Below are 26,950 nucleotides of genomic sequence, written 5' to 3' on the forward strand. Positions count from 1 at the left end.
GAGGCATGTCGGAGTTCGATCCAAAACCGCGTAGTCGCACCGTCACCGATGGCATCGAGGCCATGACCAGCAGGGGCATGCTCCGTGCGGTCGGCATGGGAGATGCCGACTGGGACAAGCCCCAGATCGGCATCGCCAGCTCGTGGAACGAGATCACGCCCTGCAACCTCTCGCTCGCACGACTCGCGCAGGCCGCGAAGGAGGGCGTGCACGGCGGTGGCGGGTACCCGCTCCAGTTCGGCACCGTCTCCGTCTCCGACGGCATCTCGATGGGCCACGAGGGCATGCACTTCTCACTCGTGTCGCGCGAGGTCATCGCCGACTCGGTCGAGGTCGTCATGCAGGCCGAGCGCCTCGACGGATCGGTGCTGCTCGCGGGCTGCGACAAGTCGATCCCGGGCATGCTCATGGCAGCCGCGCGCCTCGACCTCTCCTCCGTCTTCCTCTACGCCGGTTCCATCGCGCCCGGCTGGGTCCGCCTGTCAGACGGCACCGAGAAGGACATCACGATCATCGACTCGTTCGAGGCCGTCGGCGCGGTCAAGGCCGGCACCATGAGCGCTGAGGACGCCCACCGCATCGAGTGCGCATTCGCCCCCGGCGAAGGTGCCTGCGGCGGCATGTACACGGCGAACACGATGGCGTCGGTCGCCGAGGCGCTCGGCCTGTCGCTGCCGGGCTCCGCATCGCCCGCCTCGGCCGACCGCCGCCGCGACTACTACGCGCACCGATCCGGCGAGGCGGTGGTGAATCTCCTGAAGCACGGAATCACGGCCCGGCAGATCCTCACGAAGGAGGCGTTCGAGAACGCCATCGCCGTGGGCATGGCGCTCGGCGGCTCGACCAACATCGTCCTGCACCTGCTCGCCATCGCCCGTGAGGCCGAGGTCGACCTCACGCTCGACGACTTCAACCGCATCGGCGCGAAGGTTCCCCACATCGGCGATCTCAAGCCCTTCGGCAAGTACGTCATGAACGACGTCGACCGCCGCGGCGGGGTGCCGGTGCTCATGAAGGCCCTCCTCGACGCGGGCCTGCTGCACGGCGACGTCATGACGGTCACCGGCAAGACGATGGCCGAGAACCTCGAGGAGCTGAACCTGCCGCCGCTCGACGGCGAGGTGCTGCGCACGCTCGACAACCCGATCCACGAGACCGGCGGGCTCACGATCCTGCACGGCTCGCTCGCACCCGAGGGCGCGGTCGTGAAGACCGCCGGCTTCGACGCGGCCACGTTCGAGGGTCCCGCCCGGGTGTTCGAGCGCGAGCGCGCCGCGATGGACGCCCTCACCGCGGGCGAGATCAAGGCCGGCGACGTCGTCGTCATCCGCTACGAGGGCCCCAAGGGAGGCCCCGGCATGCGAGAGATGCTCGCCATCACGGCGGCCATCAAGGGCGCGGGCCTCGGTAAAGATGTACTACTCTTGACGGACGGTCGATTCTCAGGCGGCACAACCGGACTGTGCATCGGCCATCTGGCACCCGAAGCGGTGGACGCAGGTCCCATCGCCTTCGTGCGCGATGGTGATCTGATACGGGTCGATATCGCAGCTCGTTCCATCGACCTACTGGTCGACGATGCCGAGCTGGCTGCCCGCCGTGAAGGCTGGGCTCCGCTTCCCCCGCGCTACACCCGAGGCGTTCTCGCGAAGTACTCCAAGCTCGTGCGCTCGGCCGCCGAAGGCGCCACGACGGGCTGAATGCTGCGATCCTCCGCACACACGCTCACCAGAACAGGAACCGAATGACCACGGAATCCACGCCCGTGCCATCGCCCGCCCTCGTACCGTCGCACGCACCGGTGGAGATCACCGGTGCCGAGGCGGTCGTCCGCTCGCTCGAGATGCTCGGCATCACCGACGTCTTCGGGCTGCCAGGCGGCGCGATCCTCCCGGTCTACGACCCGCTGCTCGACAGCAAGAAGCTCCGGCACATCCTCGTCCGGCACGAGCAGGGCGCCGGCCACGCGGCGCAGGGCTACGCGTCCTCCACCGGCAAGCTCGGCGTCGCGATCGCGACCTCCGGCCCCGGTGCGACGAACCTCGTCACCGCGATCGCCGACGCGCACATGGACTCGGTGCCGCTGCTCGCGATCACCGGACAGGTCTTCTCGAACCTCATGGGAACCGACGCGTTCCAGGAGGCCGACATCGTCGGCATCACCATGCCGATCACCAAGCACTCCTTCCTCGTCAAGGATCCCAGGGAGATCCCGGCCACCATCGCGGCCGCGGTGCACATCGCGACCACGGGTCGCCCCGGGCCGGTGCTGGTCGACATCACGAAGGATGCCCAGCAGGCCTCGTTCGCGTTCTCGTGGCCGCCGAAGATCGACCTGCCCGGCTACCGCCCGATCACGAAGGCGCACGGCAAGCAGGTCACGGCCGCGGCGCAGCTGCTCGCCGAGGCCAAGCGGCCCGTGCTCTACGTCGGCGGCGGCGTCATCCGCTCGCGCGCATCCGAAGAGCTGCTCGAGCTCGCCGAGACGACCGGCGCGCCGGTGGTCACGACCCTCATGGCCCGCGGCGCGTTCCCCGACTCGCACCAGCAGAACCTCGGCATGCCCGGAATGCACGGCACGGTCCCGGCCGTGATCGCCCTGCAGGAGGCCGACCTGCTCGTCGCCCTCGGCGCGCGGTTCGACGACCGCGTCACCGGCAAGTCCGCACTCTTCGCCCCGAACGCCAAGGTCGTGCACGTCGACATCGACCCCGCCGAGATCTCCAAGATCCGCGTGGCCGACGTTCCCATCGTGGGCGACCTGAAGGACGTGCTCGGCGATCTCGTCACCGCGTATCGCGAGCAGGCGACGACGATCACCCCCGACCTGACCGAATGGTGGGCCACGCTCGACGGCCTGCGCTCGGAGTTCCCGCTCGGCTTCTCGCAGCCCTCCGACGGACTCCTGGCGCCGCAGTACGTCATCCAGCGCATCGGCGAGCTGACCGGCCCGGAGGGCATCTTCGCGGCCGGCGTCGGGCAGCACCAGATGTGGGCGGCGCAGTTCATCAAGTACGAGCGCCCGAACTCCTGGCTGAACTCGGGCGGTGCGGGCACCATGGGCTACGCGGTCCCCGCGGCCATGGGCGCGAAGGTCGCCGAACCGCATCGAGACGTGTGGGCGATCGACGGTGACGGCTGCTTCCAGATGACGAACCAGGAACTGGCGACCTGCACGCTGAACGAGATCCCGATCAAGGTCGCGATCATCAACAACTCCTCGCTGGGCATGGTCCGACAGTGGCAGACGCTGTTCTACGACGGCCGCTACTCGAACACCGACCTCAACACCGGTCATGGCAGCGTGCGCGTTCCCGACTTCGTGAAGCTCGCCGAGGCCTACGGCGCCCTGGGCATCCGCGTCACGAAGGAGGAAGAGGTCGATGCGGCCATCAAGCTCGCACTCGAGACCAACGACCGCCCCGTGGTGATCGACTTCGTCGTCTCGGCCGACGCGATGGTGTGGCCGATGGTGCCGCAGGGCGTCTCGAACAGCTACATCCAGTACGCCCGCGATCACTCGCCGGCCTTCAGCGAGGAGGACTGACCATGTCGACCCACGTTCTGTCCCTCCTCGTGGAGGACAAGCCCGGCCTGCTCACGCGCGTCGCCGGCCTCTTCGCCCGCCGCGGCTTCAACATCGAGTCCCTCGCGGTCGGCCACTCCGAGATTCCGGGGCTGTCCCGCATCACGGTCGTCGTCGACGTCGACGAACTCCCGCTCGAGCAGGTGACGAAGCAGTTGAACAAGCTCATCAACGTCATCAAGATCGTCGAGCTCGACCAGTCGCAGTCGGTGCAACGCGAGCACCTGCTCATCAAGGTGCGCGTCGACAACACGACGCGCTCGCAGGTGCTCGAGGCCGTGAACCTCTTCCGCGCCCGCGTGGTCGACGTCGCGACCGACGCGCTCGTCATCGAGGTGACCGGCGACTCCGGCAAGACCACCGCCTTCCTGCGCGTCCTCGAGCCCTACGGCATCCGCGAGATCGCCCAGTCCGGCCTGCTCGCGATCGGTCGCGGCGGCAAGTCGATCACCGAACGCGTCTTCAAGAACTGAACCGGCGGATGCCGCGGCGAGTGTCTCGGCAACCGTGACCAGAACCCCATCACAAGGAGAAAGAACAGCACATGGCTGAGATCTATTACGACAAGGACGCGGACCTCTCGCTCATCCAGGCGAAGAAGGTCGCCGTCATCGGCTACGGCTCGCAGGGCCACGCGCACGCGCAGAACCTCCGCGACTCGGGCGTCGAGGTCGTCATCGGCCTCAAGGACGGCTCCAAGTCGATCGCCAAGGCCGAAGAGGCCGGCTTCGAGGTGAAGACCGTGGCCGACGCCGCGGCCTGGGCCGACGTCATCGTCATCCTCGCTCCCGACCAGTACCAGCGCCACATCTACGCGGAGTCCATCAAGGACAACCTCGCCCAGGGCGACACCCTCGTGTTCGGCCATGGCTTCAACATCCGCTTCGGCTACATCGAGGCGCCCGAGGGCATCGACGTGGTCCTCGTCGCGCCGAAGGCCCCGGGTCACACCGTTCGCCGTGAGTTCGTCGCCGGCCGCGGCATCCCCGACATCATCGCCGTCGAGCAGGACGCATCCGGCACCGCCTGGGAGCTCACGAAGTCCTACGCCAAGGCCATCGGCGGTACCCGCGCCGGCGTGATCAAGACGACCTTCACCGAAGAGACCGAGACCGACCTGTTCGGCGAGCAGTCCGTGCTCTGCGGCGGCGTCTCGCAGCTCGTCCAGTACGGCTTCGAGACCCTCACCGAGGCCGGCTACCAGCCCCAGATCGCCTACTTCGAGGTGCTCCACGAGCTGAAGCTCATCGTCGACCTCATGTGGGAGGGCGGCATCGCGAAGCAGCGGTGGTCCGTCTCCGACACGGCCGAGTACGGCGACTACGTCTCCGGCCCCCGCGTCATCGACCCGAGCGTCAAGGAGAACATGAAGGCCGTCCTCGACGACATCCAGTCGGGTGCCTTCGCGAAGCGGTTCATCGCCGACCAGGACGCCGGGGCGCCCGAGTTCCTGGCCCTGCGCGCCAAGGGCGAGCAGCACCCCATCGAGGTCACCGGCCGCGAGCTGCGCGCGCTCTTCGCGTGGAACTCCTCCGACGACGACGACTACGTGGACGGCGAGGTCGCTCGCTGACGCGAGCGGACCTGCCGCGCGCGGAGGCGTGACGGGAACTTCATCGAGACGGCGGGGTCGACTTCGGTCGGCCCCGCCGTTCGCGTGCTCGGATGAGCACGAGGAAATCAGGCCGGGGGCCTTGTCCCGGCCCGCCCTGATGTGGTCGCATATCTGGGCATGAGCCAACTCTCGCATCACCAACCCGAACCCACCCCTCGCTGGTGCTCGTGCGCCGTGCCCGACGACGAGGTCGAGCCCGCACGGTCCGGAATCTCCCGACGAAACGTCATCGCCGGCGTCTCGGCCGCCGGTGTCCTCGCCGCTGCCGGCTGGCCGGGAGCGGCCCAGGCCGCCCCGAAGGACGGCTCCGTGACGATCACCGTCATGGGCACCTCCGACCTGCATACGAACGTCGTCAACTGGGATTACTACAAGGACGCGACCTACAGCGACAGCGCCGGCAACGCCGTCGGCCTCTCGCGCGTCGCGAGCGTCGTCCGGCAGATCCGTGCCGACCGGGGGAGTGATCGCACGCTCCTGTTCGACGCCGGCGACACGATCCAGGGAACGCCGCTCGGCTACTACTACGCGACGGTCGAGCCCGTGACCGAGACGGGTGCCATCCACCCGATGGCCGCGCAGATGAACGCGCTCGGCTACGACGCCGTCGCCCTCGGCAACCACGAGTTCAACTACGGCCTGGAGTTCCTCGACCACTGGATCTCGCAGATGGACGCGCCGGTGCTCGCCGCCAACGCGGTGCACGCGGGCACCAAGGTGCCGAGGTTCCGTCCGTACGCGATCAAGACCATGAAGGTGAAGGGCCGCCCGCCGATCCGGGTCGGCGTGCTCGGCCTCACCAATCCCGGCGTCGTGATCTGGGACAAGGCGAACGTCGCGGGCAAGGTCGAGGTGCAGGGCCTCGTCGAGGCCACGGCTCGCTGGGTGCCCCGGATGCGCGCCGAGGGCGCCGACATCGTCGTGGTCAGCGCGCACTCGGGCGACAGCGGCACGTCCTCGTACTCCGGCGACCTGCCGGTCGAGAACGCCGCGGGGCTCGTCGCCGCGCAGGTCCCCGGCATCGACGCCATCCTGTTCGGCCACGCCCACCTCGACGTGCCCGAACGCTTCGTGACCAACGAGCGCACCGGCAAGCGGGTCATCATGAGCGAGCCGAAGAACTGGGGCCAGCGTGTGAGCGTGTTCGACCTGGATCTCGAGTTCGTCCGCGGCTCATGGCGGGTCGCGAAGAGCAAGGCGATGACGGTGAACACGAACACCGTCGTCGACGACCCGGCCCTCGTCGCGCTCGTCCGTTCGCAGCACGACGCCGTCGTCGCCTACATGAACACGCCCGTCGCGAACTCGACCGAGACGATGTCGGCCGCCGAGGCGTGCTGGAAGGACACCGCCATCCTCGACTACGTCAACGAGGTGCAGACGGCCACCGTCGCCGCGGCGGTCGCGGGCACTCCCGAGGCGGCGCTGCCGATCATCTCCATCGCGGCACCGTTCAACCGGGCCGCGAGCTTCCCCGCCGGACCGGTCACGATCAAGGACGTCGCGGGACTTTACATCTACGACAACACGCTCATGGCCTCGGTGCTCACGGGCGCGCAGATCAAGGACTACCTCGAGTTCTCCGCGAAGTACTTCGTCCAGGTCGCGCCCGACGCCCCGGTGGCGCCGGCCTCGTGGACGAATGCGCGATGGCCGAACGCCGATTCGCCGACCACCCCCGACTACAACTACGACCAGTTCTCGGGGGTCGACTACTCGGTCGACCTCTCCCAGCCGGTCGGCTCGCGCATCACGGGCCTGGCGTATGCCGGCGTGCCGGTGGCCGCCGACCAGGCGTTCCTCGTCGCGGTGAACAACTACCGCCAGTCGGGTGGCGGGGGATTCCCGCACATCGCCACGGCGCCGGTGGTCTACAACGCGCAGGTCGCGATCCGTGAGGCGATCGTCGCCCACGCGTCCGCGCAGGGCACGATCGATCCTGCGCAGTTCCACGTGGAGAACTGGCGGCTCGTGCGCAACGGCGTGCCGGTGTTCTGATCGGGCGGCGGGGCCGGCTGAGGTCGGCCCTGCCGTTCCGCGTCGCCCGAGATCCGGGGCCACGCTGATCCGCCTCGTCGCCGCACGTTCACCCGGCACTCGGGCGGAGGTCTCAGTGCGTTCACGCCTCGGCGGGACGCTCGACCTGTGCGACGTGGAACCCGTCTGAGCCGTCCTGTCCTCCCTCGACCGATGGCCCGGTCGGTCGTCGCAAGCGTGGCGATCGCGATGTCCGCCGTACTCGTCGCACCCGACGCGGGGCGAGCGCTCGCGAGCGAGCCGTCGACGAGGGATGATGCCGCGCACGGCGACATCGTCATCGACGAGCTCGCGAACGGCGACGGGCGGTCGGGCGCCTTCAGCTTCTTCGAGCTGCGCAATGCGGGCGACGAGGCGGTCGACCTGCACGGCTGGAACGTGTACCGCTGCAGCGAGGAGGGCCTGCGCAGCAACGTGGGCCGCGCGGAGGCCGTCTTCGACGACGTGACGCTCGCACCGGGCGCGCGGTTCACGGTGGCCAAGGCCGGCGCGATGCTCCCGGCTGGAGCGCGGGCGGATGCCGTGTTCACGCAGGCGTTCGATCGCGCGGGGTTCGGGCTGCTCCTCGTGGGTCCCGACGGCGTCAGGGTGGACGCGGTCGGGGTGTACCCGAGCGAGCCGACGCCGGTCGCGAGCGAGTGCACCGAGGGCGCCAACCTGCCGGAGTCGCTCGCGTCCATCGGCACCTTCGGCGAGAGCTGGCAGCGGGTCGCCGACACGGGTGACGTCGCGGCCGACTTCGTGCGTGCAGACGCGACGCCGGGCGCGTCCAACGTCGCTCGTGGAGCCGCACCGGCGGTCGGGTCATCCGTTCGCATCGACGAGGTGGCTGCTGCGGGGCCGGGCGGTTCCGCCGACGACCTCGTGGAACTCGCGAACACCGGGAGCGGGTCGGTCGACCTCGGAGGCTGGTCGGTCTTCCGGTGCGCGGCGAGCGGCGCGGCATCCGATGGGACGATCCAGCATCGATTCCCCGTGGGCGCCACGCTCGCTGCGGGGGAGCGCTTCGTGCTCGGCGGACCCGGCTTCGCGCCCGCGCGCGGAGAGCCGGAACCCGACGCCCGCTCGGCGACCTCCCTCGCGGACGCCGTCTTCGGCGTGCTGCTGACGGATGCCGCGGGCCGGCGGATCGACTCGGTCTCGGTCTCGAATGGGCCGGACACCGCCTGCCAGAGCGGGACGGGCAAGCTCGCATCGGTGCTCGACGCCCGCGCGGGCGAATCCTGGCAGCGTGTCGAGGAGCCGGCGACACCCGGTGCGGAGTTCGTGATCGCCCCGCGAACGCCCGGTCGCGCCAATGCGGTGCGCGAGCGGAGCGTGTTCCGCACGGCGTTCTCCTATCCGTCCGAGGGTGGCGTCGCCGTGAGCGAGCTCGCCGATGACCCGCGCTCGATCGAGGGCACGCCGCCGCAGAACTTCGTCGAACTCGGCAACTACGGCGAAGAGACGGTCGACCTCGGCGGATGGCGGCTCGTGCAGTGCGATGCCGACGGGTTCCGCGAGCAGGAGACGTTGCTGAGGATCGAGGCGCCCACCAGGCTCGCGCCGGGCGCGACCTGGCTGGCCGCACTCGAGGGAACGGATGCCGCGGAATCCGCCGATGCCCGGTTCGGCCGGCCGTTCGACCTGCTCGGCACGGGGGTCTGGGTCGAGGACCGGGAGGGACGGCGGGTCGACAGCGTCGGTGTCTACCTCGCGAACGAGATGGACGTGCGGAACGAGCGGCTGAGCCCGTGTACGAAGGGCGTCTCGCTCACGACCTTCCAGCCCGACCGGCTTCGCGGCGAGGCCTACCGGCGGAGCCGGTTCACCGGATCGGATGCCGCCGACTTCGCCGTGGGAGCGGCTACACCCGGCGAGATCGACCGTGCCGAATGGACCGAGCCCGCGTCGATGGCCGAGGGCGCGCTCGCCCGCCTGGCGGCGGAGGTCCGTCGCGAGGCGTCGGAGCCGGTGGTGCGGTTCGCCGCAGAGTCGACCGACCGCGCCACGGCCCGCGCGGACCGGCTCGCGCTCGAGGTCGCAACGGAGAGGAGGGCGGCGAGCATCGTCGAGGCGGCACGCGGCACCACCGACGGCGGTGCGCTGGTCGCGCATCGAGGCGATGCCGAGACGGTGCTGGATCCGACGGCGGGCGTCGGCGCGCTCGAGGCATCCGACGAGGCCTTCGCGTTCCCGTACCTGCGTCTCGTGCTGGGCGGCGCGGATGCCGACGGCGCGACCGTCTCGTGGACCGGGCACGGCGCAGGCCGGGCCGAGCTCGTGCTCTCGGTCTGGGATCCGGCCGGCGGGCAGTGGCGCCGCCTCGACGCGCGATCGGGGACCGACGGCGGTGCCGTCACGCTGGCCGGGCGTGTGCACGCACCGGAAGTGGTCGACGGCGAGGCCGAACTGCTCGTGCAGAGCGCGCCACGGCGCAGCGGGGCATCCGCCCATGGCGCCGACGGGACGTTCGAGGACCCCGGCCGGTACGACCTCGCCATCAGCCACCTCACGGACACGCAGTACCTCACCGAGGCGTATCCCGAGGTCTACGCCGAGGTCGTCGGATGGGTGGCCGCCAATGCCGCTCCGCGCAAGATCGCCTTCGCGACCCACACGGGCGACCTGGTGCAGAACTGGGTCGACCCCGGTCAGGAGGAGTCGCGCGCCCGCCGCGAGTTCGAGATCGCCTCGACGATGCAGGCCGCACTCGACGACGCCGGGGTGCCGAACAGCGTGCTGCCCGGCAACCACGACAACAAGCGGGGCGCCTCGAACGAGCTGTTCAACGAGTTCTTCGGACCAGAACGGTACGCGGGCGCGGCATGGTACGGCGGCTCGATCGCACGGGACGACAACAGCGCGAACTTCAGCCTGATCGAGCATGACGGCGCCCGGTTCCTCATGCTCTCGCTGCCCTACGCCTACGGGGAGCGGGAACTCGCCTGGGCGGAGCAGGTCGTCGCCGCACACCCCGATCGCAACGTCATCGTCTCGGCCCACGAGCATGTGACCCCGAAGCTCGCGGATGCCGCGGCCGGCCGCTCGACGGGGTCCCGGTGGCTCTCGCGCGGCGACGAGCTGTGGGAACGCGTGATCGCCCCGAACCGCAACGTGATCGCGGTGCTGTCGGGACATTTCCACGGACTCGGGAAGATCGTGACCGAGGACGCCGGTGGGCTGCCCGGGCACACCGTCGTCGAGTTGCTCGCGGACTACCAGGAGTTCCGCACGCACACGGGGGAGCGGGCGACCGGGTTCCAGCGCCTGCTGCAGCTCGACCTCGGTGGGGGCACGATCGCGGTCGACACGATCTCCTCGACGCTCGGTGCCACCGCGAGCCATCCGTACGACTACGAGCAGTTCCGACCGGAGGACGGATCCGAGGGCACCCCGACGAACTCGCGTCCGTGGCGGATCCTCGACGACGGGCTCCAGCACCGCTACACGGCGGGGGACGACGCGTTCGAGGTCGACGTCGTGTTCCAGTACCCGAAGCGGGTGGCCACCGAGGAGATCCTCATCGCAGCGAACCGGTAGCGTGTCGGGGTGACCCGAATCCTTCCCGTCGAGATCGCCGTCCAGGATGTCGCCGGCGTGCGCATCGCGCTCGAGCAGGGCGCCGCGCGCGTCGAGCTCTGCCAGGCGCTCGGGCTCGGCGGGCTGACGCCGTCGGCGGGCCTCGTCGAGGCGGCGGTCGCGGTCGCGACCGAGGCATCCGCTCTGGCGTTCGTGCACGTCCTCGTACGACCCCGTGGCGGCGGATTCGTCTACGACGCGGATGAGCTCGACACGATGGTCCGCGACATCAGGACCGCGCGAGCACTGGGCGCCCACGGCGTGGTCATCGGCGCGGCGACGGATGCCGGGACCCTCGACCTCACCGCGATCAGCCGGTTCGTCGAGGCCGCCGACGGCCTCGACGTGACCGTGCATCGCGTGGTCGACGCTACGCCCGATGCGTTCGAGGCGGTGCGGGGACTCGCCGGGTCCGGCGTCCGACGCGTGCTCACCTCGGGTGGGGGAGCGAGTTGCCGGGCGGGGCTCGCGATGCTCGCCCGCATGGCCGATGACGCCGGCGACGGGCTCGAGATCATGGCCGGCGGCGGCGTGGCCATCGAGGACATCGCGGTCCTCGCCGCGGCAGGCGTCGACGCCGTCCACCTCTCCGCTCGCGGCCGTGCGCTGCGAGGCGGCGCGAGCGGGCCCGGCGGCGGCGTCGACGGCTTCGACGAGACGGATGCCGCGACCGTCCGGGCGGCGCTCGACGCCGCTCGCGCGGCATCCTGAACGCCCTCGGTAGGCTGGTCGCCATGACGCGCGACTCCGACGACGACGCCCTGCGGTGGGAGGGCGACGACGACCCCACGCTCGCGCCCGGCTGGAAGGCCGTCGGCCAGCCGGTCGCGTCATCCGCCGCTGCGGAGCGCGGTGGCGCGGAGGCGGCCCGCGGGACGACCGACCATGACGGGGACGGCCGGCACGCGGCATCCGCCCAGGTCGACGCCGATGAGCGGGAGACCGAGACCGGCGCGCAGACCGGCTCGGTCGAGCTCGTCGTGCTCGGCATCCTGGCGGGCGTCTACCTCCTCTACGCGGTCGGTTGGTTCATCACCGCACTCCGGACGACGAGCCCCGGCATCAGTGTCGTCGGCGACGCCATGTACACGCTCGGGCTCTGGCTCGCCGTGCTCGCGGCGCCGTGTTGGTTCGCGCTCGCCCTGCGGTCGCGGGGCCGACGCATCCGCCTCGCGTGGTTGATCGCGGGCGTCGTCGTGCTCGCCCCGCTGCCGTTCGTCCTGGGGGTCACCGCATGAGCAGCGCGCCGATCGTTCCCGGCCATGGGCCCGGCTCCGAGGCATCCGGCGACCGCGCCGTCGTCGCCGACCGCGCGCCGGCACCGCCGCTCTGGCTCGAGGTGGGCCTCGCGGTCGTCTTCGGGGTGTTCTACGCGTACGACGTGTGGGAGGTCGTCGAGAGCATCGTGCAGTTGCTCGGCCTCGGGCTGACGTTCTCGACCGCAGGATGGGTCGTCATGATCGCCGCCCTCGTGGCACCGCTCGCCTGCTTCGCCGTGGCGTTCGCGCTCGGAAGGCGGTACGGCGTGCTGGGCCGCCTGGCCCTGTACTTCACTGGACTCTGCGTCTCCGCGGTGCTGTTCCTCAGCCTCTCGGTGCTGCTCGGGCAGCTCGGCGGCGTGGTCGCCTGACCTGGTCCCGGCGTGCGGACCCGCTCCCCGTGGTGCTCCGTCGTGCGCCGTCATACGCACGAGCCGGTGCTGCGGCTGAAGTAGGCTGGGCGGGTTGCGCCCCCATGGCGTGTGGCGCATCCCACCCACACACTGCAGCGCCCTGTGCGCGCAAGACCCGAAGGAACCATTCGTGTCAAAGCCGGTCGTGCTGATCGCAGAAGAACTCTCGCCCGCCACCGTCGACGCCCTCGGGCCCGACTTCGACGTCCGGAACGTCGACGGCACCGACCGCGCCGCACTGCTCTCCGCGCTCTCCGAGGCCGAGGCGATCCTCATCCGGTCCGCGACGCAGGTCGACGCCGAGGCCATCGCCGCGGCGCCGAAGCTCCGTGTCGTCGCGCGCGCCGGCGTCGGGCTCGACAACGTCGACGTCAAGGCGGCGACGACCGCCGGCGTGATGGTCGTCAACGCCCCCACGTCGAACATCATCTCCGCGGCGGAGCTCACGATCGGGCACATCCTGAGCCTCGCGCGCCACATCCCCGCAGGGCACAGCTCGCTGGCCGCCGGCCAGTGGAAGCGGTCGGCCTACACCGGTACCGAGCTCTACGAGAAGACGGTCGGCATCATCGGGCTTGGCCGCATCGGCGCCCTCATCACGTCGCGACTCCAGGCGTTCGGCATGAACGTGATCGCGTACGACCCCTACATCACGGCTGCTCGCGCGCAGCAGCTCGGCGTGCAGACGGTCTCGCTCGACGAGCTGCTCGAGCAGAGCGACTTCGTCACGATCCACATGCCGCGCACGCCCGAGACGCTCGGCATGATCGGCACCGAGCAGCTCGCGAAGATGAAGAAGACCGCGTACGTCGTGAACGTCGCGCGCGGCGGCCTGATCGACGAGGACGCCCTGCACGACGCACTCGCGAACGGCGTCATCGCCGGTGCCGCGCTCGACGTGTTCGTCCAGGAGCCGCCGAAGGAGTCGCCGCTGCTTGGCCTGCCCAACATCATCGTCACGCCGCACCTCGGCGCCTCGACCGACGATGCCCAGGAGAAGGCCGGCGTCTCGGTCGCCAAGTCGGTGCGGCTCGCCCTCGCCGGCGAACTGGTGCCCGACGCGGTCAACGTCGCCGGCGGCGTCATCGACCAGTACGTGCGTCCGGGCATCCCGCTCGTCGAGAAGCTCGGCCAGCTCTTCTCCGGGCTCGCGCACGGCGCCCTGACGAGCCTCGACGTCGAGGTGCGGGGCGAGCTCGTCGACTACGACGTCAGCGTCCTCAAGCTCGCCGCGCTGAAGGGCGTCTTCACGAACGTCGTGAGCGAGACGGTGTCCTACGTCAACGCCCCCCTTCTCGCCGAGCAGCGCGGCATCGCGGTTCGCCTGATCACCGAGGCCGACAGCCCCGAGTACCGCAACGTCATCACCCTGCGCGGTGCGCTGGCCGACGGCACGCAGGTCTCGGTGGCCGGCACGCTCACCGGCACGAAGCAGATCGAGAAGCTCGTCGGCATCAACGGCTACGAGCTCGAGGTGCCCATCGCGACGACGCACATCGTCATGGAGTACGTCGACCGCCCCGGCATCGTCGCGGTCTACGGCCAGGAGTTCGGCGAGGCCGGCATCAACATCGCCGGCATGCAGATCGCCCGTCGGGAGGCCGGCGGCTCCGCGCTCAGCGTGCTCACGGTCGACTCGCCGGTTCCCACCGACGTGCTCGATCGCGTGCGCGAGGCGATCGACGCCCAGATCTTCGTCGAGGTCGACATCACGGAGTAGTCGAACGATTCGTGGCGGATGCCGCGGCCGACCGGTCCCGGTCGGCCGCGGCATCCGTCGTTTCAGGGACGGACGTCGCTGTCGGCCGGCGCGCCGGCCGTAAGGCGTTCGAGCAGCGCGATGAGGTCGTTCATCTCGGCGGGGCCGAGCGGGTCGGATGCCGCGATCGCGGCCGTTTCGCCGTCGGCGGGGTCGGTCGGGGCGTCGGCCTCGGCGCGGAGGGCTGCGTGATAGTAGAGGCCGTCGCCGATGAGGGTGATCGCGAGGGCGAGCGTGGGGTCGCCGACGTGTCGGCCCAGCACGTCGAGCCAGCGGCCACGTACGTCGTCGATGGCCCGGGCAGCGGCGTGGTCGCCGCCTTGGGCCAGTCGCACGGTGGCGATGAAGGTGCGGTCGAGCGGGGTCTCGAGCTCGACCGACGACCGCACGAAGTAGGCGACGGCACCTTCGGGTGCGGTGTCGATGAGGGCCACGTCGTCGTCGATGAGGCGGTGCAGCCGGGCCAGCAGGCCGGCGATCAGGGCGTCGCGAGTGCCGAAATGGTAGAGCAGGCCACCCTTCGAGACGCCGGCGGCTCGGGCCGTGGCGTCGATGGTCGCGCCGCGCTCGCCCTCGGCGATGATGAGGCGCTCGAACGCGTCGAGCACGGCGTCTCGCGCGGCTGGTGGTCGGCTCATGACTCCATTGTGGCGGAGATCCGGTCGGGCTCCCGCGTTGGCGGGCGATGCAGCATCCTGTTACTATACCAACTGGACGGTACAGTAATCGTCTTCTGACAGAGCGAGCGAAACGCATGAGCGACACCACGAACCCCGCCACCCCAACGACCACCGCAGCATCCGACCGCCCGACGGCCAGCGAGCGCGCGCCCCGACGCGCGTGGGTCGCCCTCGCGGTGCTCATGCTGCCGGTGCTGCTCGTGTCCGTCGACAACACGGTGCTGAGTTTCGCGCTGCCCGAGATCTCGCTCGCGCTCGCGCCGACCGCGGCTCAGCAGCTCTGGATCATCGACGCGTACCCGCTCGTCCTCGCCGGTCTCCTGGTGGCCATGGGCAGTGCCGGCGACCGCTTCGGCCGTCGTCGCATGCTGCTCATCGGGTCGGTCGGCTTCGCGGTGATCTCGATCGGCGCGGCGTTCGCGCCGACGGCCGAGGCGCTCATCGCCGCACGGGCGGCGCTCGGGTTCTTCGGCGCCATGCTCATGCCGTCGACCCTGTCGCTGCTGCGCACCATCTTCGCCGATCGCGAGCAGCGCCGACTCGCGATCGCGATCTGGGCGACCGGCTTCGCCGCCGGCAGCGCCCTCGGACCGATCGTCGGCGGCGTGCTGCTCGAGCACTTCGCGTGGGGCTCGGTGTTCCTGCTCGCCGTGCCCGTGCTCGTGCCGCTCATCGTGCTCGTGCCGCTGCTGATCCCCGAGAGCCGGGATCCGGCACCCGGGGCGATCGACGTGCCGAGCATCCTGCTCTCCCTCGCGGCCATGGTGCCGATCGTGTTCGGCATCAAGTCCATCGCGACCGAGGGGCTGGCCGGCTTCGGCGTGCAGGCGATCGTGCTCGGACTGTTCTGCGCGGTCTGGTTCGTGCGCCGGCAGCTGCGCAGCGCTTCGCCGATGCTCGACGTCCGACTCTTCACGAAGGGCTCCTTCGGCGGCGCGGTGCTCGTGAACCTGTTCAGCGTCATCGCGCTCGTGGGCTTCCTCTACTTCGTCTCGCAGCACCTCCAGCTGATCGCCGGGCTCAGCCCCGTCGAGGCGGGCGTCGCGCTGGTCCCCGGCCTCGTGGCGATGATCATCGCCGGCCTCGTGGTCGTGCCCATCGCACGCCGGGTGCGCCCGCGCGTGCTCGTCCCCGCGGCGCTCGCCCTCTCGGGCCTCGGCTACCTCGTCATCGCGCTCATGACGGACGCGGAGTCGATCGCCCCGATCGTCGTCGCGTTCGTGCTGCTCGGAGTCGGCATCGGCGCCGCGGAGACGGTCTCGAACGAGCTCATCCTCTCCAGCGCGCCGCCCGCGAAGGCGGGTGCGGCGTCAGCGGTGTCGGAGACGGCCTACGAGCTTGGCGCGGTGCTCGGCACGGCCGTGCTCGGGAGCATCCTCGCCGCCCACTACCGGGCGTCGATCGTGCTGCCCGCGTCGCTCACGACGGACCAGGCGGATGCCGCGCGCGAGACCCTCGCGGGCACGACCGCCGTCGCCGCCGACCTCCCCGCCGGCGTCGCCGACCAGCTGCTCGCATCGGCGGCGGCCGCCTTCGACGGCGGCGTGGTGGTGACCTCGCTCATCGGCGTGGCGCTCATGGTCGCCGCAGCCGTCATCGCGGCCGTGCTGCTCCGCAACCCCCAGCCGACGGCCGCCCCGGCCGAGCACTGAGCCGCGCCATCGGGCTGGAGCAGCCGCCCCGACACGACTGAGCCCGTCCGTGCCGTTTCGGCATCGGACGGGCTCGGTCGATCGTGTGGGGTCAGAGTTCCTCGGGACCGGGCCGCGACTGCTCGCTCCGCGTGACGCGGTTGCCGGTCGACGGGTCGACCGAGGTCTGGCTGGTGGCCACGGTGCGGCGGCGTCGGGCCATCAGCACCAGGCTGAGGATGACGACCACGGCCCCGGCGGCCATGAGGATGTAGCCGACCAGTTGCAGGTCGAGCCAATCGACGGTGACCTGCAGTGCGAAGGCCAGGATGGCGCCGATCACGAACAGGACGATTCCGAGTCCGAGACTCATGTGGTACCTCCAAAGGTCGGGCGGTCGGATGCCGCGTCCGACGGCGGCGGGGTCCTGCCCCGCACACGGTCAGGCTAGCTCCGCCAGCCACTACGCTGGGAGGGCTGGCGCACGAAGGGACGTTCATGGTACGCACGGTCAGGCTCGCAGTCATCCCCGGTGACGGGATCGGTCCGGAGGTGGTGGGCGAGGCGCTGAAGGTCCTCGACGCAGCCACCGTCGGCACCGGCCTCGTGTTCGAGCAGACGCCGTTCTCGCTCGGCGCGGCGAGGTACCTCGAGACCGGCGACGTGCTGACCGACGACGACCTCGACGCCATCAAGGGGCATGACGCGATCCTCCTCGGCGCCGTCGGCGGCGTGCCGGGCGACCCGCGACTCGTCGGCGCGAACATCGAGCGCGGGCTGCTCCTCAAGCTTCGCTTCGAGCTCGACCACTACGTGAACCTCCGCCCGACGGTGCTGCACGCCGGCGTCGCGAGCCCGCTCGCCAGCCCGGGCGAGGTGGACTTCGTCGTCGTCCGTGAAGGAACCGAGGGACCCTACGTCGGCAACGGCGGTGCGATCCGTGTCGGAACCCCGGCCGAGGTCGCGAACGAGGTCTCGGTGAACACCGCCTACGGCGTCGAGCGCGTCGTGCGGTATGCGTTCGCCGCGGCATCCGAGCGCCCCCGCAAGCGGCTCACCCTGGTGCACAAGACGAACGTGCTCGTCTTCGCCGGCTCGCTCTGGAAGCGCACGGTCGACGCCGTCGCCGCCGAGCACCCCGATGTGAGCGTCGACTACCTCCACGTCGACGCGGCGACGATCTTCCTCGTCACGGATCCTGCTAGATTCGACGTCATCGTCACGGACAACCTCTTCGGCGACATCCTCACCGATCTGGCCGGCGCTATCAGCGGCGGCATCGGCCTCGCAGCCTCGGGCAACATCAACCCCGACGGACGATTCCCCAGCATGTTCGAGCCGGTTCACGGTTCCGCACCCGACATCGCCGGGAAGGGCATCGCCGATCCCACCGCCGCCATCGGCTCGGTCGCGCTCCTGCTCCGCCACCTCGGCGAGCCGGATGCCGCGGCCTCGATCGAGCGGGCGATCGCCGCCGACATCGCCGACCGCGGTGATCGGGTCCGCTCGACCTCCGAGGTCGGCGACGCGATCGCCGCACGCATCGGCTCACACGACTGATTCCTCGTACCGAAGGGCACATCATGACCGTCAACCTTCCGCTCCAGGCCCCCTCACCCGCCGGACTCATCTGGCAGACCGTCCGCAACGAGCAGGCGAAGTCGCCGGCCGAGCGTGAGGCGGTCCTGGCGGATCCCGGCTTCGGCAACCACTTCACCGACCACATGGTCGACGTCTGCTGGTCCGAGAAGGGCGGATGGCACCGCCCGCGCGTGACGCCCTACGGCCCGATCTCCCTCGACCCGGCGGCCGCGGTCCTGCACTACGCGCAGGAGATCTTCGAGGGCATGAAGGCCTACCGGCATGCCGACGGGTCGATCCGAACGTTCCGTCCGTACGAGAACGCCGCGCGCATGCAGCGCTCGGCCCGCCGCCTCGCGCTCCCCGAGCTGCCCAGCGAGATCTTCATCGAGTCGTTGAAGAAGCTCATCGAGGTCGACGCCGAGTGGGTGCCAGGCGCACCGGAGACCAGCCTGTACCTGCGGCCGTTCATGTTCGCCAAGGAGGCGTTCCTCGGCGTGCGTCCCGCGAAGAAGGTCGCCTACTACGTGATCGCGAGCCCGGCGGCCGCCTACTTCCCGGGCGGCGTGGCACCGGTGAACATCTGGCTGTCGACGAACTACGCGCGCGCAGGCAAGGGCGGCACCGGAGCGGCCAAGACGGGCGGCAACTACGCGTCGAGCCTGCTTCCGCAGGCCGAGGCGTACGAGAAGGGCTGCCAGCAGGTGGCCTTCCTCGACGACGACGGTAACCTCGAGGAGCTCGGCGGCATGAACGTCGTCCTCGTCACGCGCAATGGCACGCTGGTCACGCCCGAGTCCGACTCGATCCTCGAGGGCATCACGCGCGACTCCATCCTGCAGCTCGCGGCCGACCGGGGGCACGCCGTGGAGCGCCGCCACGTCCCGATCGACGAGTGGCGTGCCGGCGTCGAGTCCGGCGAGATCGTGGGCGCGTTCGCGTGCGGCACGGCCGCCGTGGTCGTGCCGATCGGTCGACTGCTCGCCGACGATTTCGAGATCGTGCACGCGCACCCCGAGGCATCCGCCCTCGCGCTGTCGCTCCGCGAGGAGCTCACCGACATCCAGTACGGCCGTCGTGAGGACCGCCACGGTTGGATGCTGCGCCTCGACGCGTGAGCGCGGCCGAGCACCTGACGGGGGCGGATGCCGCGGCCGACGCCGCGCACATCCGCCCGTTCGTGCGGGCAGATGCCGAGGCGGTCGTCGCACTGTGGCGCGAGTCGGGCCTCGTCGTGCCGTGGAACGACCCCCACCTCGACATCGAACGCAAGCTCGCCGTGCAGCCGGAGCTGTTCCTGGTCGCCGAGGCCGACGGAGTGCCCGTCGGCACGGCGATGGCCGGCTTCGACGGTCATCGCGGATGGGTGAACTACCTCGCCGTGACGCCCGAACGGCGAGGCGGCGGCCTCGGCGCGCTGCTCATGGCCGAAGCCGAGCGACTGCTCGCCGAACGCGGCTGCCCGAAGCTGAACCTGCAGGTGCGTTCGTCCAACGCCGCCGTGATCGAGTTCTATCGGCGACTCGGCTACCAGGTCGACGAGGTGACGAGCCTCGGAAAGCGCCTGATCCCGGATCTCCCGGTCGTCGAGGCGCAGGCGCCGCGCCCGGATCGTGACCCGGATACGCTGAAGCCATGAAGATCGCGCGCTTCTCACACGGTGAGTCCATCTCCTTCGGCATCCTCGACGAGGAGGAGGACGAGCTCGTCGTCCTGAAGGCGGACCCCATGTTCGCGGGCTACGAGCCCACGGGCCAGCGTGTCCCGCTCGCTGACGCGACCCTCCTCGCTCCGGTGATCCCGCGGTCGAAGGTGGTCGCCGTCGGCAAGAACTATCGCGATCACGCTGCCGAGATGGGCGGCGAGGCGCCGGCCGAGCCGCTCCTCTTCCTGAAGCCGAACACCTCGGTCATCGGCACGGCCGACATCATCGTGCTGCCGCCGCAGAGCGAGCAGGTCGAGCACGAGGGCGAGCTCGCGGTGGTCATCGGCCGTGTCGCGAAGAACGTCGCCGAGGCCGATGCCGCGAGCGTGATCTTCGGCTACACGGTCGCGAACGACGTGACGGCCCGAGACCTGCAACGTCGCGATGGGCAGTGGTCGCGGGCCAAGGGCTTCGACACCTTCTGCCCCCTCGGGCCGGTCATCGACACCGAGCTCGACCTCGCGGAGGGCATCATCCAGACGCGAGTGAACGGCGAGGTCCGCCAGCAGGCGCCGTTGTCCGACATGGTGCACTCGATCCCGGCGATCATCGCCTACGCGTCGAGCGTGTTCACGCTGCTGCCGGGCGACGTGATCCTCACGGGTACGCCGGCCGGTGTCGGGCCGCTCGGCGACGGCGACGTCGTCGAGGTGACGGTCTCCGGCCTCGGCACCCTCACCAATACCGCGCGTCGCATGTAGCGGGTCGGGCCGGTCCGGCCCGCAGCTCACCCCCGTCGCAGCGCGCGTACGGCGAGCTCGACGTCCTCCTCGTCGTTCCAGACGTGGAAGGCGACGCGAGCGCGACCGGCGCGACCCGACGCGGTGATCCCGGCGGCCGAGAGTGCCGCGAGGTCGCCTCCGTCGGCATCGGTCCACGTCACGATCGCGCTGTCGGATGCCGCAATCGCGAGCCGCTCTCGGAAGGCGTTCGCGAGGCCCACGTCGTGCGCCTGGACCCCGGCCATGTCGAGCGAGGCGGCGAGCCCGAGGGCGGCTTCGGCCCCGGCCCAGGCGTGCCAGGCGGGGGAGACGTCGAAGCGCGTGGCATCCGCGGCGAGGTGCAGGTCGGGTCCGTAGCAGGAGGTCCACGGGTCGGCGCCGGAGTACCACCCGGCGGTGATCGGCGTGAACTCCGCGAGGGCGCGGTCGGAGAATGCGGCGAACGCGGCGCCGCGCGGGGCGCCGAGCCACTTGTAGGCATGGCAGAGGATGAGGTCGGCCTCGAGGTCGGTGGTCGGCATCCAGCCGGTCGCCTGGGTGGTGTCGAGCAGCAGAAGCGCTCCGGCGTCGTGAGCCGCCGATGACACGCTCGCCGCGTCGAGGACCTCACCGGTCGCGGACTGCACGAGCGACGTCGAGACGAGCCAGGTCGACGGCCCGATCTCGTCGGCGAGGGCGTGCAGGGGAACATGGCGTACGCGCAGGTCGCCCCCGGCGAGGAACGGCGCGACGATGGAGGAGAAGTCGCCGTCCACGCAGAGCACCTCGGCGGCCCGTGGTGCGGAGGCCGCGGCCAGGGCGGTGAAGACCGAGGCCTGGGACCCGGTGGCGACCTGCTCGGGGCGGGCGCCGAGGAGGGTCGAGGCGTGCCCGCGGGCGCGTTCGAGCGAGGCGGAGTACGCGGGCGCGCTCGCCCTGCCCGAAGCCCAGGCGTCGAGGTCGCGTCGGACGGCGGCGCGCGTGACGTCGGCGGGCAGGCCGAGCGTGCACGCGGCCAGGTAGCCGCGGCCGGAGGGGTATCGAGCGCGCTCTCGGTGCATGCGTCCAGCCTCCGTTGCGACGGCATATTGCACAACGGCAACTGTGCAATCGAATGCATGCTGCGAAGTTATGATTCGAGCATGTCCGATGCCTCCATCGAAGCCCTCGCCGACGCGCTCGACCTGCAGACGGTCCGCGTGGTCGGGCGCATCCGCGAGCACGGGTCGCTGACCGCGGCGGCGGCATCGCTCGGCTACAGCCAGCCCGCCGTGAGCCAGCAGCTGCGCCGGTTCGAGCAGCGGACCGGCATCGCGCTGGTCGAGCGGGCCGGGCGCGGCATCCGCCTGACCGAGTCCGGCCGGGTGCTCGCCCGGCATGCGAACGCCGTCGCGACGACGCTCGAGGCGGCGGCCGGGGAGCTCTTCGAGATCCGCGGTCTTCGGGCCGGGCGGGTCCGCCTGGTCGCCTTCCCCTCCGCGTCGGCCACGCTCGTGCCGAAGCTCATCGCCGGGCTCGCCGCGCGGCATCCGGGGGTCACCGTGACCTACGTCGAGGCCGAGCCGCCTGAGGCGGTGGCCGCGGTGCGCGCCGACCGGGCAGATCTCGCCATCACGTTCAGCTACCCCGGCGACCGGGACGACCCGCACACCGAGAGCGCGAGAGGCCTGGACGTGCGATCCATCGGCGCCGAGGGCATCAGGCTGGTGCTGCCGGAGACCCATCCGGCGGCGGCATCCGAGACCGTCGACCTCGCCGCACTCGCCGACGACCCGTGGATCGCGGGCTGTCCCAGCTGCCGCGGGCACCTGCTCGAGCTGACCATGAGGGCCGGGTTCCGCCCGCGCATCGGCTTCGAGACCGACAACTTCGTCGCCGTCGAGTCGATGGTGGCGCAGGGCCTCGGGGTCGCGCTGCTGCCCGACCTCGCGCTCGCGGCCTCGCCGCGGCATCCCGGCGTCGTCACGAGGCCCACGACGGGCGCCGACGTCCGCTCGCTGCACCTCGTCACGGCTCGCGGGGGAGTGCGGGTGCCGGCCGTGGCCGCCGCCGTCGCCGTGCTCGAGGCGCTGGCGCCGCAGTAGCTCCGACCCCCTCGGTACGATTGGGGGGATGTCTGAGACAACCCACCCCACGACCACGGCCACCGGCAGCGACGTCCGCGTTCGCTTCTGCCCGTCGCCCACCGGTACGCCGCACGTCGGCCTCGTTCGCACGGCCCTCTTCAACTGGGCCTACGCCCGCCACACCGGCGGCACGTTCGTGTTCCGAATCGAGGACACCGACGCCGCCCGCGACAGCGAGGAGAGCTTCGAGCAGATCATCGACGCGCTCACGTGGCTCGGGCTCGACTGGGACGAGGGCATCGGCAAGGGCGGTCCGAGCGAGCCGTACCGCCAGTCGCAGCGCAGCGGGATCTACCAGGACGTCATCGCCAGGCTGAAGGCGGCCGGTCACCTCTACGAGTCCTTCTCGACGGCCGAGGAGATCGACGCGCGCAACGCGGCCAACGGTCGCCCGAAGCAGCTCGGGTACGACAACTTCGATCGCGACCTCACGGACGAGCAGAAGGCCGCGTTCCGCGCCGAGGGGCGCGAGCCCGCGCTCCGCCTGCGCGTGCCCGAGGTCGACCTCGGGTTCGACGACCTCGTCCGCGGGCGCATCGATTTCCCGGTGGGCTCGACCATCGACTTCGTGCTCGTGCGGCCGAACGGCGCCCCGCTGTACACGCTCGTGAACCCGGTCGACGACGCGCTCATGGGCATCACCCACGTCCTGCGCGGCGAGGACATCCTGAGCTCGACGCCGCGGCAGATCGCGCTCTACCACGCGCTCATCGACATCGGCGTGACCACGTTCGTGCCGCGCTTCGGCCACCTTCCCTACGTCATGGGGGAGGGCAATAAGAAGCTCAGCAAGCGCGACCCCGAGTCGAACCTGTTCCACCACCGCGACCGCGGCTTCATCCCCGAGGGCCTGGTGAACTACCTCGCCCTGCTCGGATGGGGCTTCTCGGCCGACCGCGACGTGTTCAGCCGCGAGGAGTTCGTCGCCGCGTTCGACGTGGTGAACGTGAACCCCAACCCGGCGCGGTTCGACCAGAAGAAGGCCGAGTCGATCAACGGCGACCACATCCGCCTCCTCGCGCCGGCCGACTTCGCCGCCCGCACCGTCCCGTACCTCGAGGCCGCCGGCGTGCTCTCCAGCCCGCTGACGCCCGGCGACGAGGCGATCCTGGCCGAGGCGGCGCCCCTTGTCCAGGAGCGCATCGGCCTGCTCGGCGAGGCACCCGGCATGCTGGGCTTCCTGTTCACGGATGCCGCGGGGCTCGTGTACGAGGAGGACGCGCTGAAGGCACTGCCGGCCGACACGGCCGCCGTCCTCGCGGCGTCGCGCGACGCGCTCGACCGCCTCCCCGCCGAGGAGTGGACGCACGACCAGATCGAGCAGGCCCTGCGCGCCGCGCTGATCGACGGCCTCGGACTGAAGCCCCGCGTGGCATTCGGCCCCGTCCGCACGGCCATCTCGGGGCGTCGCATCTCGCCGCCGTTGTTCGAGTCGATGCAGATCCTCGGCAAGGTCGACTCGCTCGAGCGCGTCGACAAGCTGGCGGCGCAGGTCGGCTGAGCCTCGCTGACGGATGCCGCGTGCTCGCGCCGCGGCATCCGTCATCGTTCGACCAGTCTGATCGCGAACCGAGGCCGTCTCGGTTTGGACGTGCTCGATCGATAGGCTAGAGTCGTATGTCGGCGCGGAACTCCGGTTTCGGGTCATTGGGGTATGGTGTAATTGGCAACACGGCGGTTTCTGGTTCCGTTGTTCTTGGTTCGAGTCCAGGTACCCCAGCAAGCACGACAAGATGAAAAGGCCCGGTCCTCCGGGTCTTTCGTCGTTTCCGGCCGGATATCCCGCGCGCGGCGGTGTTCGGCATCGATGCGCCGGGTCCTGCGCGCGGCGCGCCGACCCGAGGTACTGGACACGGCCGCCGGCCTGCGGTTCGATTGGAGATGACCATCGTCGTCCGCCCTACCGGACGAGTGGTCCAGCTGGTGAGGGATTGGGCCGGAATGGAACGCAACAAACGCAGTCGCGACTTCGCCGAGAACCGGACGGCGTTCGGTGTGCTCGGCGGGTTCCTCGGGCTGATCCTGGCGAGTGCGATGGCCGCCGCGCTGATCGTCGTGGGCGTGACTCCCGCCCTCGCCACGGTGGGCATGGCCGCGTCCGGGACGATCGACATGTTCGAGCGACTTCCGGGATACCTCAAGATCGGCGAGCTCTCGCAGAAGAGCAACATCTACGCGACCCAGTCCGACGGCAAGCCCGTGCTCCTGGCCTCCTTCTACGACCAGAACCGCGTCGAGGTCGGCTGGAACGAGGTCAGCACGTTCGTGAAGGATGCGACCGTGGCGGGCGAGGACCCGCGCTTCTACGACCACGGCGGGGTCGACCTGCAGGGCACCATCCGTGCTGCGCTCACCACGGCAGCCGGGAGGGCCACGCAGGGCGGTTCCTCCATCGCGCAGCAGTACGTGAAGAACGTCAGGGTGCAGCAGTGCGAGCGCGACGCGGACAAGGTCGCCCTCGAAGGCATGACGGAGGACGAGATCGCCGCCCTGACCGGCGATGAACGCTTCGCACTGGTCGAGGAGGAGCGGCTCGCCTGCTACGACTCGGCGACTGAGACGAGCATCGACCGCAAGCTCAAGGAGATGCGCCTCGCGATCGGGGTCGAGAAGCGGTACGCCAAGAACGACATCCTGCTCGGGTACCTCAACATCGCCGGATTCGGCGGAACCGTGTACGGGATCGAGGCCGCGGCGAACTACTACTTCAGCACGAGCGCGAAGGACGTCACGCTCCCGCAGGCCGCCTCGCTCGTGGCGATCGTCAACAATCCGGTGAAGTTCCAGCTCGACAAGCCCGAGAGCGAGACCAACGGCGCCGAGAACGGGTACGCCGCGAACCGCGACCGGCGCGACTACCTCCTCAGGCACATGATGCTCGAGAAGAAGATCACCGCCGAGCAGTACGAGGCCGCCATCGCGACGCCGGTCGAGCCCGTGATCACCGAGCCGAGCACGGGGTGCCAGACCGCCGGAGGCTCCGCGTACTTCTGCGACTACGTCAAGCACATCCTGCAGAAGGACCCGACGTTCGGCGACGACGACGAGGAGCGCATGCTGAACTTCCGCCGCGGCGGATACCAGGTGTACACGACGCTCGATCTCGACCTGCAGTATCACGCGGAGCTCGCGCTCACCCAGCACGTCCCGTCGACCTACCCAGGGTGGGACGTCGGAGGCGTGATCTCCAGTGTCGAGGTGGGCACGGGCCGGGTCCTCGCGATGGCGCAGAACAAGGTCTACAGCCAGGACCCGGCCGTCGTGAACGGCAATCCGAACTACTCGGGCATCAACTACAACACCGATTACGACTACGGCGGGTCGAGCGGGTTCCAGCCGGGGTCCTCGTACAAGGTCTTCACGCTCGCCGAATGGCTCGCCACCGGGCACGCGCTCACCGAGCGGGTCAACTCGACGCGCAAGAGCAACTGGGGCGCCTTCAACGACAGCTGCCTCGGAACCCAGTACGCCGACCCGGGCTGGAATCCCCGCAACGACAGCAACGAGGCCGGCGGCAACTACAGCGCGCTCGAGTCGACGATCGGGTCGATCAACACGGGCTTCATGGGCATGGCGAAGCTCCTCGACCAGTGCGGCATCGCGAACAAGGCCCGCGCATTCGGGGTGCACCGGGCCGACGGCGACCCGCTGGTGCAGTTCCCGTCGGCGGTCCTCGGCATCAACGAGGTCGCTCCGCTGAGCATGGCCGTGGCATTCGCGGGCATCGCGAACGACGGGGTGGCGTGCACCCCGGTCGCGATCGATCGCATCGTCGGCATCGACGGCGAGGAGATCCCGCCGCCGAAGTCCGAGTGCGCGGCGGCCGTGACTCCCGAGGTGGCGGGGGCGATGCACTACGCGATGTCGCGCGTGATGACCTCGGGCACGGGGCAGACGTCGAACAACAACACGTTCCCGTCGGTGCCGCTCATCGGCAAGACCGGTACGACCGACGGCGCGAAGGACACCTGGATGGTCGGCGCGTCCACCGAGGTGGCCACCGCGGTGGCCGTCGTGAGCGTCAACGGCGACGCCAACCAGCGCGGCCTCAACTTCGCGACCGGCGAGGCGGCCACCGCGCGGCACCGGATGTGGCCCATGGTCATGTCCGCCGCGTCACTGAAGTACGGCGGGGGAGAGTTCTCGATGGCCGGGCCCGGGCCGGTCGCCCCGCTGACCTCCCCGACGCCGTTCAATGACGTCCCGCTCACGCCGGTGGCACCGCCGCCGCCGCCTCCGCCCGCGCCGGCCCCCGCGCCTCCCGCCCCGCCGCCGGCCGACGGCCCCCCGCCGCCC

At 70.4% G+C, this 26,950-nt stretch carries 21 protein-coding genes and 1 tRNA gene; 19 read left to right on the plus strand and 3 right to left on the minus strand.

Annotated features, from left to right (window positions below):
• Positions 1-5 precede the first annotated feature (5 nt).
• The 10 genes from ilvD to serA all read left to right on the plus strand — a co-directional run bounded on the left by ilvD (position 6) and on the right by serA (position 14,191).
• Positions 6-1,700, plus strand: a complete 1,695-nt coding sequence (ilvD, locus tag GQQ95_RS16075) for a dihydroxy-acid dehydratase (protein ID WP_157428629.1) — start codon at positions 6-8, stop codon at positions 1,698-1,700.
• Positions 1,701-1,744: 44 nt separating this feature from the next.
• Positions 1,745-3,547, plus strand: coding sequence for an acetolactate synthase large subunit (locus tag GQQ95_RS16080; RefSeq protein ID WP_157428630.1), 1,803 nt, complete (start codon positions 1,745-1,747; stop codon positions 3,545-3,547).
• Between the two features lie 2 nt (positions 3,548-3,549).
• Complete coding sequence (gene ilvN, locus GQQ95_RS16085; RefSeq protein WP_157428631.1) at positions 3,550-4,059, plus strand: acetolactate synthase small subunit; 510 nt, start codon at positions 3,550-3,552, stop codon at positions 4,057-4,059.
• A 71-nt stretch (positions 4,060-4,130) separates the two neighbouring features.
• A complete protein-coding gene (gene ilvC / locus GQQ95_RS16090) occupies positions 4,131-5,159 on the plus strand; it encodes a ketol-acid reductoisomerase (RefSeq protein WP_157428632.1) in 1,029 nt (342 codons plus the stop codon).
• Between the two features lie 159 nt (positions 5,160-5,318).
• Entirely contained in the window at positions 5,319-7,199 is a 1,881-nt protein-coding gene (locus GQQ95_RS16095) for a bifunctional metallophosphatase/5'-nucleotidase (protein ID WP_157428633.1), read from the plus strand.
• 228 nt (positions 7,200-7,427) lie between these two features.
• Positions 7,428-10,760 (plus strand): lamin tail domain-containing protein, encoded by a 3,333-nt coding sequence (locus GQQ95_RS16100; protein ID WP_170297099.1) that lies wholly within the window; start codon positions 7,428-7,430, stop codon positions 10,758-10,760.
• A gap of 9 nt (positions 10,761-10,769) precedes the next feature.
• Positions 10,770-11,510 (plus strand): copper homeostasis protein CutC, encoded by a 741-nt coding sequence (locus GQQ95_RS16105; protein WP_212275519.1) that lies wholly within the window; start codon positions 10,770-10,772, stop codon positions 11,508-11,510.
• A 23-nt stretch (positions 11,511-11,533) separates the two neighbouring features.
• Entirely contained in the window at positions 11,534-12,037 is a 504-nt protein-coding gene (locus GQQ95_RS16110) for a DNA polymerase III subunit gamma/tau (protein ID WP_157428635.1), read from the plus strand.
• Entirely contained in the window at positions 12,034-12,429 is a 396-nt protein-coding gene (locus GQQ95_RS16115; protein WP_157428636.1) for a hypothetical protein, read from the plus strand. Before GQQ95_RS16110 ends, GQQ95_RS16115 begins: the two co-directional genes overlap by 4 nt.
• 172 nt (positions 12,430-12,601) lie before the next feature.
• Positions 12,602-14,191, plus strand: a complete 1,590-nt coding sequence (gene serA / locus GQQ95_RS16120; RefSeq protein ID WP_157428637.1) for a phosphoglycerate dehydrogenase — start codon at positions 12,602-12,604, stop codon at positions 14,189-14,191.
• Between the two features lie 62 nt (positions 14,192-14,253).
• Here the strand turns inward: serA and GQQ95_RS16125 are convergent, their stop codons facing one another.
• Positions 14,254-14,868, minus strand: a complete 615-nt coding sequence (locus GQQ95_RS16125) for a TetR/AcrR family transcriptional regulator (RefSeq protein ID WP_157428638.1) — start codon at positions 14,866-14,868, stop codon at positions 14,254-14,256.
• 116 nt (positions 14,869-14,984) lie between these two features.
• On the opposite strand from GQQ95_RS16125, the gene GQQ95_RS16130 reads away from it, so the two are divergent.
• A complete protein-coding gene (locus GQQ95_RS16130) occupies positions 14,985-16,562 on the plus strand; it encodes an MFS transporter (RefSeq protein ID WP_157428639.1) in 1,578 nt (525 codons plus the stop codon).
• Between the two features lie 91 nt (positions 16,563-16,653).
• Here GQQ95_RS16130 and GQQ95_RS16135 read toward each other — a convergent pair whose 3' ends face one another.
• Positions 16,654-16,914, minus strand: a complete 261-nt coding sequence (locus GQQ95_RS16135) for a DUF6458 family protein (RefSeq protein WP_157428640.1) — start codon at positions 16,912-16,914, stop codon at positions 16,654-16,656.
• A gap of 125 nt (positions 16,915-17,039) precedes the next feature.
• On the opposite strand from GQQ95_RS16135, the gene GQQ95_RS16140 reads away from it, so the two are divergent.
• Genes GQQ95_RS16140 through GQQ95_RS16155 form a run of 4 tightly spaced genes read left to right on the plus strand, consistent with a single transcriptional unit; the run spans position 17,040 to position 20,528 of the window.
• Complete coding sequence (locus tag GQQ95_RS16140; protein ID WP_157428641.1) at positions 17,040-18,101, plus strand: 3-isopropylmalate dehydrogenase; 1,062 nt, start codon at positions 17,040-17,042, stop codon at positions 18,099-18,101.
• Positions 18,102-18,124: 23 nt separating this feature from the next.
• Positions 18,125-19,240 (plus strand): branched-chain amino acid aminotransferase, encoded by a 1,116-nt coding sequence (locus GQQ95_RS16145; RefSeq protein ID WP_157428642.1) that lies wholly within the window; start codon positions 18,125-18,127, stop codon positions 19,238-19,240.
• Positions 19,237-19,761, plus strand: a complete 525-nt coding sequence (locus tag GQQ95_RS16150) for a GNAT family acetyltransferase (RefSeq protein WP_246205624.1) — start codon at positions 19,237-19,239, stop codon at positions 19,759-19,761. Before GQQ95_RS16145 ends, GQQ95_RS16150 begins: the two co-directional genes overlap by 4 nt.
• Positions 19,758-20,528: a fumarylacetoacetate hydrolase family protein gene (locus tag GQQ95_RS16155; RefSeq protein ID WP_157428643.1), complete on the plus strand. Its 771-nt coding sequence runs from the start codon at positions 19,758-19,760 to the stop codon at positions 20,526-20,528. Before GQQ95_RS16150 ends, GQQ95_RS16155 begins: the two co-directional genes overlap by 4 nt.
• A gap of 26 nt (positions 20,529-20,554) precedes the next feature.
• Here GQQ95_RS16155 and GQQ95_RS16160 read toward each other — a convergent pair whose 3' ends face one another.
• A complete protein-coding gene (locus tag GQQ95_RS16160) occupies positions 20,555-21,589 on the minus strand; it encodes an aminotransferase class V-fold PLP-dependent enzyme (protein WP_157428644.1) in 1,035 nt (344 codons plus the stop codon).
• Between the two features lie 81 nt (positions 21,590-21,670).
• Here GQQ95_RS16160 and GQQ95_RS16165 point away from each other — a divergent pair, with 81 nt between their 5' ends.
• From GQQ95_RS16165 to GQQ95_RS16180, 4 genes are all read left to right on the plus strand, one after another.
• The gene (locus tag GQQ95_RS16165; RefSeq protein WP_246205629.1) at positions 21,671-22,612 is read left to right on the plus strand and encodes a LysR substrate-binding domain-containing protein; all 942 of its coding nucleotides are present in this window, start codon (positions 21,671-21,673) and stop codon (positions 22,610-22,612) included.
• 28 nt (positions 22,613-22,640) lie between these two features.
• The gene (gene gltX, locus GQQ95_RS16170) at positions 22,641-24,155 is read left to right on the plus strand and encodes a glutamate--tRNA ligase (RefSeq protein ID WP_157428646.1); all 1,515 of its coding nucleotides are present in this window, start codon (positions 22,641-22,643) and stop codon (positions 24,153-24,155) included.
• Between the two features lie 147 nt (positions 24,156-24,302).
• Positions 24,303-24,374 (plus strand) — tRNA-Gln (locus GQQ95_RS16175).
• A gap of 221 nt (positions 24,375-24,595) precedes the next feature.
• Positions 24,596-26,950, plus strand: a 2,355-nt coding sequence (locus GQQ95_RS16180) for a transglycosylase domain-containing protein (RefSeq protein WP_170297100.1), incomplete at its 3' end; no start/stop codon positions are given.

It is taken from the genome of Agromyces salentinus, from assembly GCF_009749395.1.
GTDB classification, from domain to species: domain Bacteria; phylum Actinomycetota; class Actinomycetes; order Actinomycetales; family Microbacteriaceae; genus Agromyces; species Agromyces salentinus.